This is a genomic window from Mycobacterium sp., from assembly GCF_025965855.1.
Classification (GTDB): Bacteria; Actinomycetota; Actinomycetes; order Mycobacteriales; family Mycobacteriaceae; genus Mycobacterium.
This window is the reverse complement of sequence record NZ_JAOPWB010000334.1, coordinates 1-8,197: the sequence shown is the minus strand read 5'-3', so window position 1 is coordinate 8,197 and position 8,197 is coordinate 1. Positions and strand designations below refer to the sequence as shown.

Genomic DNA, 8,197 nt, shown 5'->3' with positions numbered 1-8,197 from the left:
CCAGTGGGCGCAGCGTCGGTTATCTGCTCAAGAGTCGGGTCACTGATGTGGCCGACTTCGTGGAGACGCTGGGGCGCATCGCCAAGGGCGCCTCGGTGGTGGATCCGGCGCTGGTGGCCGAGTTGGTCTCAGCGCGGCGGCGCAATGATCCGCTGGAGGTGCTTAGTGCCCGCGAGCGCGAGGTGTTGGCGTTGATGGCCGAGGGTCGCTCCAATGCCGGCATCGCTCATCGGATCTGGGTCCGGTCAGCCGTTCACCTACGGAGAAAACCAGATCCACATCAGCCAGCTGGCCGGGTGGATCCGCAGCGGCGCGGGCTTTCCCGCGATCACACACCGGCCGCCGGCACCCCAGGACGCAGCGATCGCCGGCCACATCGCCGACCTGATTCCCGACGGCGCCTGCCTGCAGGTGGGCGTGGGATCCATCCCCGACGCGCTGCTCAGCGCGCTGAGTGATCACCGCGATCTGGGCATCCACACCGAGTGTTTGTCGGACGGCCTGATGAACCTCGTCGAGCGCGGTGTGGCCACCGGCACCCGCAAACAGCAGCACCGCAACAAGCACGTCGCCACCTTCACGGTCGGCACACCGACTTTGCTGCGCTGGCTCGACCACAACGCCGCCGTCGAAATGATGCCCGTCGACTGGACCAACGACCCCCGCGTCGTGGCCAACGAACCCAACTTCGTGTCGATCAGCGCGACCACCGAGGTCGACCTGATGGGCCAGGCCGCCAGCGAAACCATCGCCGGACGCTACTGGTCATCCTCGGGCGGCCAAGCCGACTTCGCCCGCGGCGCCATGTATTCCCACGGCGGCAAAGCTTTCCTGGTGCTGCACTCCACCACCAGCGGCGGCCGCGGCCGCATCCGCTCCACCCTCACCCCGGGCAGCGTCGTCACCACCCTGAAAAACACCGTCGATCACGTCGTCACCGAATACGGCGTCGCCGCGCTGCGCGGAGCAAGCCTCGACCAACGAGCCCGCCGCCTGATCGCCATCGCCCACCCCGACCACCGCGACGAGTTGACGTTCGACGCCCGCAAGGCCGGCCTTCTGCACTAAGCACCACCACCTGCTACCGACCACGAAGGCGCTGGCGCCACAAAGCACTCACGAAAGGCTAAATGATGACGATTGCCGTAATGCACGACGTAGGGGACCTCCCGGGTCTGGGCGGGAGCTCCGGGCGGGGCGCCGCTGGGTCCAGCCGGGCGGAGGCGGCTCTCCCTGCCTCGGGGAACTTGCGCGAATCCTCGATACTGAGCCGGCCACAGCGACTAAGAACGGAGGGTTCTGATGATGACTCAAGTGGAAACTCTTGCCAAGTATGCGGCCCGCGCTTCTTTCGCTGACCTGTCGGCTGAGTCGAGGAGGCAGTTGCCAATCCATAATCTGGACTCGCTGGGCTGCTGCGTTGCCGCCTTGGGCGCCGACCCGGCACCGGCCTGTCGTGAGCAGGTCGCCGAGGGGGGGTCGCAGGAGATCAAGGATGCGGTGCGTTCGCTGGAAAACATCCAGGTAACCGACCTGATGGAACTGCTCGGGCGCGTGAAGGCAGCGGCGGCTTGGAGCGAACGAGATAGTTCGGGAAAAACGGAGGAGGAAGCGCCATGCCCAGCTTGTCCAGTCGGTTGGTGACCGCACTGCTGATCGTGACGCGCTTCCGGCATCGCCTGGACAGCCCGTCCAAGGTCGAGCGCTATGTGCGCGAGCACAGTGTGCGGCCCGCGCCCTTCGCCCCGCCGCGGCGACTGGACCACAAGGTGGCCTTTTCAGTGGACACCCGACACAGCTGGACCTGCTACCGGGTCGTCCCGCGCAACGCCCCGAAACCCACCCCGCAGGTGCTCTATGTCCATGGTGGCGCGTTCATCGGCGAAATCCTCCCGATGCACTGGTCGCTGATCGCCAAGCTCGCCAACGACGGCCCCGCCGAGGTCACCGTGCCGATCTACCCACTGGCCCCGCACAGCACGGCGTGCCAAACCGTGCCGGTCGCCACCGACATCGCCGCCGACCTGATGGGACGCCACGGCGCGCAAAACGTCACGCTGGTGGGCGATTCGGCTGGCGGCAATATTGTTCTCGGTATCGCCCAAACGCTGCGTCGCCGTGGCTTGCCGCAGCCCCGGCAACTGGTGCTCATCAGCCCGGGGCTGGACGCATCGAAGTCCAATCCGGCGATCGCCTCGGTCGCGCGGTATGACCGCGTGCTCAGTGTCGCGGGCAGCACGGCCAGCACGCAGCTCTACATCGGTGAACTGGATAGCAAGGATCCACTGGTCAGTCCGCTCTACGCGGACCTGACGGGGCTTGCCCCCATCGCGCTCTTCAGCGGTACCCACGACATCCACAACCCCGACGCCCGCGAGTTCGTGGCCCGCGCAAAAGACGCGGCGGTGTCCGTCGACTACCACGAGCAACCCGGTGCCCAGCATGTGTACCCGTTGCTGCCGACCGCCGAGGGCGCCTCGGCGCGCACCCTCATCACTGCACTGGTCGGCAGTGCTGCCGTTGGTGGAACTTAGACCGGGAAGGGCACGAAGTTAGCACCACCGTCTCAACGGTGGGTGCCGGCGTCTGACTCACAGCGCTCGGCGGGGTCGCGTCGCGTCGGTCCGTCGACTTTAGGATGTCGAACACGAACAGGTGTTCCGCGGCATCGACAAGTCCTGCCGGCCGTCCAGGAGTGACAGCCGAATGAGACTGAGGGGGCGGACATCTCGAAAGACGAGCAGCGAAGGCGCACGTCAGACCTTGCGGGACCGTGACAGGCAGCCTGAGAACCTAAGGTGTCGTACTGATTCCGGCCATACGATGACTGTCGGCTTCACTTCCTCGACAGGGTGTCGGCGCGGCCGATGACGTAGGCGACCATCGCCGAGTCGAGGTAAGCGCGGACCTCGACGATGAGGTCACCGTCGAAACGGCATACCCAGCAGTATCGATTGTCGAACGGAACGCCCTCGGTGGTCGTGGCAATCGCGTGGAGTTCAGCGATGGTGTAGTCACCGGCAATGTGCAGGTTCTGCACCTCGAGGCGGAGGCCGTCGCGCATCAACGGACCCAATATGGTGAAGGTGGAATCGAAAAAAGCCTGCTTGCTCGTGTAGGTGCCGGCCAGTGGATGAGTGCCCTCCACGGTCCAGGACACGCTGTCGGATACGCGCTCGAAGAACTTGCCGGTGGTGGCGGGGTCGACCAGCTTGGCGAACAACTGCTCGCGGTCTGCCGTCACGGTGGAATCGGTCATTTCGATCTCGCTTCCTTGTGTGAATCGGTATTTGAACTCGTGAAGCGACGTCGGGTTGGCAGTCGCTTCGATCCGTCCATTTCGCTGCTCAGAGTGTTGTGCTGCCCGCGGGCCGCGAATCAGTGGGTGCGGTAGCGGTGTTCGAGTTCGTCGTAGGTGGCCTTGCGGACCAGGCGTTGGCGTTCGTCCCACGGCGCGAGCTGATCGCGAGCCGTATCCAACGAACCGATGTCGCGAAGCCTCCTCAGCACTGTTTGGCTGCCCAGGATCGCCCCCTGCATGGCGGCGTTGGCGTAAAGGATGATGGAAAAGCCCATGGCGACCAGTTCGTCACGGCTCAGAAGGGGTGTTTTTCCGCCTTCGACCATGTTGGCCAGCTTCGGAATTCCTGGCACGCATTTACCTGCCGCGCGGAGTTCTTCGCGTGAGTGGAGGCCCTCGATGAAAAGTACATCGGCCCCGGCTGCCGCGTAGGCTGCGGCGCGGTCGAGTGCGGCGTCCAGACCATGGTTTGCGCGGGCGTCGGTCCGGGCGATGGTGACGGTGTTCTCGTCGTTGCGGGCGTCGACCGCGGCGTGGATCTTTTGCACCATTTCGGCCGCGCTGATCACTTCCTGACCGTCGAAATGCCCGCAGCGCTTCGGGGCGACCTGGTCCTCCAGCTGGAGACCGGCGGCCCCGGCACGTTCCAGGACACGTACCGTGCGCGCGACCGCGATGGCATTGCCGAAGCCGGTGTCGGCGTCGACGACAAGAGGTAGGTCAACGGCGTCCGCCACAGCGGCGGTGTTCGCAACGATTTCCGGCAGTGAAATCAGGCCGATGTCCGGGAGACCGAGGTAGGTGTTGGTGAGTCCCGCGCCGGTGAGGTAGACGGCGTCGAACCCGAGGTCCTGTGCGATGAGCGCGGTGAGCGCATTGGGTACGCCGGGCAGCAGTAGTCCATGGTCGGTGGTGAACAAGTCGCGCAGGCGCGCACCCGGCGAACGGGCCGGGGTGCTGCTTACCTTGTTTCCGTCAGCGGGTGTCACGGTGGGTCTCCTGTTCGTGTCAGTCGGCAGTAGTCGGGGTGGCGAAGGTGGTATGGCCGATCACGTCATCGGTCATCGCGGCGACGATGTTGTGCAGACTGTTGTTGATGTGCAGGGCAGTGGCCTGCGCAGCGGCGGTTTCATCGCCGTCTTGGATGGCCGCACATATGGCCAGATGCTCTAAGACGGTCTGCTGCATGCGCGGTGGTCGGCGTTTGGCGATCTGGCGCAGTCGCTGCAGTTGTGTGCGCAGCCTTTCCAGTGACTCACGCACGTAGGGGTTGCCACTTCCCTCATCGATCGCGGTGTCCATTCGCTTGATCAACGCGTAGTACTCGGCGTGGTCGCCCTGCGGCGGCAATCCCTTCGCGAAGAGGTCCTTCTGATCTTCGAATGCCGCACGCAGCTCGCCGAAATCACGACGGTCAGGGTTGCGCGCGCACAGACGCGCGGCGTAGGGCTCCAGTGCCTCGCGCATCTGGAACAGATGCACAACGTCTTGCAGCGCGAGCTGGGCGACGAGCGCACCGCGGCCCGGAATGATCGTGACCAGCCCATCACGCGCCAGGCGTTGCACCGCCTCACGCAGCGGAGTCCGCGACACGCTCAGGCGTTCCGCCAACGGGACCTCGTTGAGGTGGGTACCCGGCGGCAGCTCCCACTGCACGATCTCATCTCGCAGTTGCTCGTAAGCGCGTTGACTCTGATTCACCCGCTCGCTCATCCGACCGACCTCGCCTCACTCATTGACGTTCCCGTCGCAGTGCCCATGGATACAGAGTGTACACTAGTCTGTATACAATCAGGTTGGACGACCCGTCGCCCTCCATCAACGCGGGCCGCGCCGACGACGAGTTCGGATCGCCCGCTGCGCGGCGTGGACGCCCACGTGAGCACACCAGCAAGGAGAAAGGGGTACCCATGTCCGCTGTCAACCTCGTTGGTTCGCGTCGACCTGCAGAAAGGCATCCTCGGACTCACCGCCGTCTACCTGCGACAAATTAGGAGTCACCATGGCAATTCTGGGAACCCTGCTGAAGAACAAGCGGGCCGGCGAAGCGAAACTGGCCTGGAATTCTCCGGCTTTCGCTGGGCCGGAGACCCTCGACCTGCGCAGCACCGATGTCGAACACAACGGCACGATCCCCGCAGCCCACGCCGGGCGGCGCGTCGGCGGTGAGAACCTCTCGCCAACACTGGCATGGCACGGGACGCCCGACGAGACGGCGCAATTCCTGCTGGTCGTCGAGGATGTCGATTCCCCGACCCGCAGCCCGTTCGTGCACTGCGTCTCCCTGATCGAACCCGACCTCGACATATTGCCCCCCGGAGCGTTGAACGCTGCCGGGAGCATCCCGGGCGTACAGGTGCTGCGGTCCGGAATGGGCCGCGGCTATCGGGGGCCGGAGCCGATCAAGGGACACGGCGTGCACCGGTACGTCTTCCAACTGTTCGCTCTCGCCACTCCCATCACCTCGGCCGTCGGCCGGGCGGACCTGGGCACGGCAAGGCCCCGGGCCGTCCTCGCGGCAGCACGCGACCCCGTCCTAGCGCGCGGCCGACTCGACGGCCTCTACTTACGCTGACACGACACCACGAAGGACCACCAAGCATGAATCGCGAAACGATCGCGTCATTGGAGCAACAGGCGCGCGCCCTCGATGCGACCGCGGTGCATGTGCTTGTCGACGGGCGCACACTGCTCGATGTCGGTCACACCGCCAGGCCGGTACGCGTCCAATCGGTCCGGAAATCACTCATCAGCGCCCTGTATGGCGTCGCCTACGACCAGGGAGTCGTCGACCTCGGCGCCACCCTGGGCGAGGTGGGCATCAACGACACACCCCCACTCACCGACCAGGAGAAGTCCGCGACCATCGAGGACTTGCTCACCGCTCGCTCGGGCGTCTACCTTCCGCCCCCCGAAGGCGGCCCATCGTTCCTCCCGCCACGCGGCGCGTACGCACCGGGCACCCACTGGGTGTACAACAACTGGGACTTCAACGTGCTGGGCAACATCTACGAAAGGCTGACCCACAAGAGCCTCTACATCGCCTTCGATCATCACTTCGCCCGGCCGCTGGGTTTCACCGATTGGCAGCCGTTCACGGATTCTTCCTACGAGTACCGGGCCGATCCACTGGGCGGTAACCTGCGCTACCCGAATTACACCTTCTTCCTCTCCGCACGCGACCTGGCCCGCTTCGGCGATCTGTTCGTCAATCGGGGCGTCCGAGCCGGTACGCGGTTGCTGTCCGAGGAGTGGATCGCGCGCAGCACCCGCCTGGGCTCCGCTACTGGTGCGAGCGACACCTTGTTCGGCGGCTACGGATACCTATGGTGGATCGCCGGACCAGAGCAGGACCTGACCGCTGCCGGAATCCCAGCCGGGACCTACTCGGCCAATGGGATGGGTGGCAACTTCCTGACGATCCTGCCCGGGCTGCGCGCCGTCGTCGCCGTGACCACCGGCCCCGGCATCGAGGAGTCCAACCCGCAACCACCGGACAACACGTGCTCCGCGGTCACCGGCTACCCACGCTTCGTCCGCAACCTCGTGGATGCACTACAGTCCTGACCTGAACCATCCCACGCCAATCCCATCAAACTCCGTCACTCCACGACCAGCACATCAAGAGTCCGGGGTCCGTGGACTCCCTCGACGCGGTCTAGTTCGATGTCGCTCGTCGCGCTGGGTCCCGAGATGAAGGTCAATGGTCGTAACGGGTTCAGCGCGGCGAAGGCTTGCGGCACTGTGTTGACGATCTGGTCGGTGAATACCACGCAGATGTGATGGTCGGGGATCAGCGTTAACACGCGGCGGCCCTGCGTCTTTCCTGCGTCGAGCACGATGGTGCCCGTCGCCGCGATGCCCACCGCGCAGCCGGTGATGACCGCGGCGGCGCCATCTAATCGTGCGATCGGCAGCGGCTCGGCGGGGTCGTCGATGAGGGCATCGACGCCTTCGACCCAGGCGGTCGGCAGGTCGGCGGGGACGATCACCGGGGCGCCTGGCCGGACCAGGGATGCGACGGTGGCACTGATCGCGGCGGCGTCAATCCGCGTCACCTGAGCGCGGTATTCGGCGACGGTCTCGGCGAAACGCGCGACGGCGGTGCGCCCAATGCCGTGCGCTTTGGCCATCCCTCGGGCACCTTTCGGGTTGGCGCCGAAGCCTGCCAGGCGAGTGGCAAGTGGACGGTGACCAAGGCGATCATCAGTCGCAGTGCGCGTGTCTTGATGGAAGGCTGGGTGCGCATACCGGGTGATCAGTCTTGATCCTTGCGGGCGCTAAGAAAAGAGATCCCATCAAGCCGCGGCTGCGGCGGCGTTGGTGATCACTTCGAGTACCTCGGTCGGCCGAGTGGCGAACGAGGCGTGGCTGGTGTCGAGCTCGACGATTTCGCGAGCGCGGATACGCTCAGCCATCCACCGCTGGGTCTGCGGCGGGATCATTCGGTCTTGGGCCGAGACCTGATACCAGCTTGGCTTGGTCTCCCACGCCGGCTCCCCGTTGACATCGTCGAGGCAGCGACGTGCGAGCGGCCTCTGGGCTGTTGCCATGACCAGCGACTCGGTGTCGTCGAGGTCCTGGCAGAAGCTGTGGTGGAACGTTTCCTGGCGGTGCCACAGGAAGTCGTCGTCGAAGGCGGGGCTGATACTCGCCCAGCCGGGCGGGGCATCGCTACTGGCGAGAATGCTGTTCACGCTTTCTCCCTGCGCCGGGGCGAACGCCGCGAGGTAGACCAGTCCCACCACGTTGGTTGCCCGGCCAGCACCGGTGATCACCACTCCGCCGTAGGAGTGGCCGACCAGCAGGGTCGATCCCCCCATCCATTCGGCCAGCTTCCGGGTGTTTGCGACGTCGTCAGCCAGCGACGTGAGCGGGTTCTGCGCCGCCATCACT

The 8,197-nt window shown here is 65.3% G+C and carries 11 protein-coding genes and 1 pseudogene; 7 read left to right on the top strand and 5 right to left on the bottom strand.

Annotation, left to right across the window (positions count from 1 at the left end; all coding sequences use genetic code 11):
- The 4 genes and pseudogenes from JWP83_RS28685 to JWP83_RS28670 all read left to right on the top strand — a co-directional run.
- Positions 1–242 (top strand): annotated as a pseudogene (locus JWP83_RS28685) (LuxR C-terminal-related transcriptional regulator); the annotation flags it as partial.
- Positions 214–1,068, top strand: a complete 855-nt coding sequence (locus JWP83_RS28680) for an acetyl-CoA hydrolase/transferase family protein (protein ID WP_367185693.1) — start codon at positions 214–216, stop codon at positions 1,066–1,068. The pseudogene JWP83_RS28685 and the gene JWP83_RS28680, both read left to right, overlap by 29 nt.
- Before the next feature lie 237 nt (positions 1,069–1,305).
- On the top strand, positions 1,306–1,644 hold the full coding sequence (locus JWP83_RS28675; protein WP_297738361.1) for a hypothetical protein: 339 nt from the start codon (positions 1,306–1,308) through the stop codon (positions 1,642–1,644).
- Complete coding sequence (locus JWP83_RS28670; protein ID WP_297738359.1) at positions 1,641–2,534, top strand: alpha/beta hydrolase fold domain-containing protein; 894 nt, start codon at positions 1,641–1,643, stop codon at positions 2,532–2,534. The genes JWP83_RS28675 and JWP83_RS28670 overlap by 4 nt, the downstream gene beginning before the upstream one ends.
- A gap of 302 nt (positions 2,535–2,836) precedes the next feature.
- Here JWP83_RS28670 and JWP83_RS28665 read toward each other — a convergent pair whose 3' ends face one another.
- The 3 genes from JWP83_RS28665 to JWP83_RS28655 all read right to left on the bottom strand — a co-directional run bounded on the left by JWP83_RS28665 (position 2,837) and on the right by JWP83_RS28655 (position 5,014).
- Positions 2,837–3,259 carry a hypothetical protein gene (locus tag JWP83_RS28665; protein ID WP_297738357.1) on the bottom strand — a complete coding sequence of 141 codons (423 nt, stop codon included), beginning with the start codon at positions 3,257–3,259 and terminating at the stop codon, positions 2,837–2,839.
- 119 nt (positions 3,260–3,378) lie between these two features.
- Positions 3,379–4,290, bottom strand: coding sequence for an isocitrate lyase/phosphoenolpyruvate mutase family protein (locus JWP83_RS28660; protein ID WP_297738355.1), 912 nt, complete (start codon positions 4,288–4,290; stop codon positions 3,379–3,381).
- 19 nt (positions 4,291–4,309) lie between these two features.
- The gene (locus JWP83_RS28655) at positions 4,310–5,014 is read right to left on the bottom strand and encodes a GntR family transcriptional regulator (protein ID WP_297738353.1); all 705 of its coding nucleotides are present in this window, start codon (positions 5,012–5,014) and stop codon (positions 4,310–4,312) included.
- Between the two features lie 289 nt (positions 5,015–5,303).
- Between JWP83_RS28655 and JWP83_RS28650 the strand changes: the two genes are divergently transcribed.
- Together JWP83_RS28650 and JWP83_RS28645 are read left to right on the top strand one after the other, a co-directional pair.
- Positions 5,304–5,876 carry a YbhB/YbcL family Raf kinase inhibitor-like protein gene (locus JWP83_RS28650; RefSeq protein WP_297738351.1) on the top strand — a complete coding sequence of 191 codons (573 nt, stop codon included), beginning with the start codon at positions 5,304–5,306 and terminating at the stop codon, positions 5,874–5,876.
- 26 nt (positions 5,877–5,902) lie between these two features.
- On the top strand, positions 5,903–6,868 hold the full coding sequence (locus JWP83_RS28645; protein ID WP_297738349.1) for a serine hydrolase: 966 nt from the start codon (positions 5,903–5,905) through the stop codon (positions 6,866–6,868).
- A 35-nt stretch (positions 6,869–6,903) separates the two neighbouring features.
- On the opposite strand, the gene JWP83_RS28640 is transcribed toward JWP83_RS28645, so the two are convergent.
- The gene (locus JWP83_RS28640; RefSeq protein ID WP_297738347.1) at positions 6,904–7,434 is read right to left on the bottom strand and encodes a lactate utilization protein C; all 531 of its coding nucleotides are present in this window, start codon (positions 7,432–7,434) and stop codon (positions 6,904–6,906) included.
- Here JWP83_RS28640 and JWP83_RS31390 point away from each other — a divergent pair.
- Positions 7,420–7,569, top strand: coding sequence for a PrpF domain-containing protein (locus tag JWP83_RS31390; protein ID WP_367185692.1), 150 nt, complete (start codon positions 7,420–7,422; stop codon positions 7,567–7,569). The genes JWP83_RS28640 and JWP83_RS31390 overlap by 15 nt on opposite strands.
- Before the next feature lie 30 nt (positions 7,570–7,599).
- On the opposite strand, the gene JWP83_RS28635 is transcribed toward JWP83_RS31390, so the two are convergent.
- Positions 7,600–8,197, bottom strand: a 598-nt coding sequence (locus JWP83_RS28635) for an alpha/beta hydrolase (protein WP_297738345.1), incomplete at its 5' end; no start/stop codon positions are given.

Bases quoted from the DNA above. Each gene is read 5' to 3' on its own strand.
- JWP83_RS28680 (WP_367185693.1), top strand. From the start codon at position 214: ATGCCGGCATCGCTCATCGGATCTGGGTCCGGTCAGCCGTTCACCTAC.
- JWP83_RS28675 (WP_297738361.1), top strand. From the start codon at position 1,306: ATGACTCAAGTGGAAACTCTTGCCAAGTATGCGGCCCGCGCTTCTTTC.
- JWP83_RS28665 (WP_297738357.1), bottom strand. From the start codon at position 3,259: ATGACCGATTCCACCGTGACGGCAGACCGCGAGCAGTTGTTCGCCAAG.
- JWP83_RS28655 (WP_297738353.1), bottom strand. From the start codon at position 5,014: ATGAGCGAGCGGGTGAATCAGAGTCAACGCGCTTACGAGCAACTGCGA.
- JWP83_RS28650 (WP_297738351.1), top strand. From the start codon at position 5,304: ATGGCAATTCTGGGAACCCTGCTGAAGAACAAGCGGGCCGGCGAAGCG.
- JWP83_RS28645 (WP_297738349.1), top strand. From the start codon at position 5,903: ATGAATCGCGAAACGATCGCGTCATTGGAGCAACAGGCGCGCGCCCTC.
- JWP83_RS28640 (WP_297738347.1), bottom strand. From the start codon at position 7,434: ATGGCCAAAGCGCACGGCATTGGGCGCACCGCCGTCGCGCGTTTCGCC.